Source organism: Streptomyces populi, from assembly GCF_002911015.1.
Classification (GTDB): Bacteria; Actinomycetota; Actinomycetes; order Streptomycetales; family Streptomycetaceae; genus Streptomyces; species Streptomyces populi.
The window spans coordinates 1-1,234 of the sequence record NZ_KZ627090.1 but is presented as its reverse complement, the minus strand read 5'-3'; the positions used below and the strand labels follow the sequence as shown (position 1 = coordinate 1,234).

General features: G+C 74.1%; 1 protein-coding gene. It reads left to right on the top strand.

Annotated features, from left to right (window positions below; genetic code table 11):
* On the top strand, positions 1-1,234 hold a 1,234-nt coding region (locus tag CW362_RS42810), incomplete at both ends, for an acyltransferase domain-containing protein (protein WP_162684461.1).

Sequence of the window (1,234 nt, the reverse complement as noted above, 5' to 3'; positions counted from 1 at the left end):
CATCGGGCATGCGCAGGCCGCGGCCGGGGTGGGCGGGATCATCAAGATGGTCCAGGCGCTGCGGCACCAGGTGCTGCCGCGCACCCTGCACGTGGACGCGCCGTCCTCGAAGGTGGACTGGTCCTCGGGCGCGGTGGAACTGCTGACGACGGAGCGCGCGTGGCCGCGCGGCGAGCGGCCGCGGCGGGCGGCGGTGTCCTCGTTCGGCATCAGCGGCACCAACGCCCACGTCATCCTGGAGGAGGCCCCCGAGAGCCTTGAGACCGCCGAAGCCGTCGAGACTCCCGAAGTCTCCGGGGCGGGGGAGCGGTTGGTGCCGTGGGTGGTGTCGGGGCGGACCGGGGCCGCGCTGCGCGCGCAGGCGGACCGGCTGGCCGCGTTCGTGAACGGACACCCGGAGGCGGATCCCGCCGCGGTGGCCTCCACGCTGGCCACGGGCCGCGCCCACCTCGAACACCGCGCCGTCGTGATCGGCGACGACCGCCCCTCCCTCCTTCGGGGACTGGGACAGCTGGTGGACGGCACCCCCGCGGCCGGACTGGTCCGGGGCGTCACCCCCGGGCAGGACACCGGCCGGTCCTCGGCCGCGTTGTTCTCGGGCCAGGGTGCGCAGCGGGCGGGGATGGGCCGGGAGCTCTACGAGCGGTTCCCGGTGTTCGCGCGGTCGGTGGACGAGTCGTGCGCGGTGCTGGACGGCCTGCTGGGCCGGTCGGTGCGCGAGGTGATGTTCACCGACACCGACACGGATGCGGGTGGTCTGTTGGATCGGACGGTGTATACGCAGGCTGCTCTGTTCGTGTTCGAGGTGGCGTTGTTCCGGCTGGTGGAGGCGGCCGGGGTGCGGGTGGATGTTTTGGTGGGGCATTCGGTGGGGGAGGTCGCGGCCGCGCATGTGGCGGGGGTGTTGTCGCTGGCGGATGCGTGTGCGCTGGTGGCGGCCCGGGGCCGGCTGATGCAGGCGCTGCCCGCGGGCGGGGCGATGGTGGCGGTGCAGGCCGGCGAGGAGCAGGTGGTGCCGTTGCTGGCGGGGCGTGAGGGCGAGGTGTCGCTGGCGGCGGTGAACGCCCCGGGGGCGACGGTGCTCTCGGGTGTGGCGGAGGCGGTGCAGGAGATCGCGGCCGTGCTGGCGCGGGAAGGCTGCAAGACCAGGCGGCTGCGGGTCAGCCACGCCTTCCACTCGCCTTTGATGGAGCCCATGCTCGAGGACTTCGCCCGGGTCGTGGAGGGGCTGACG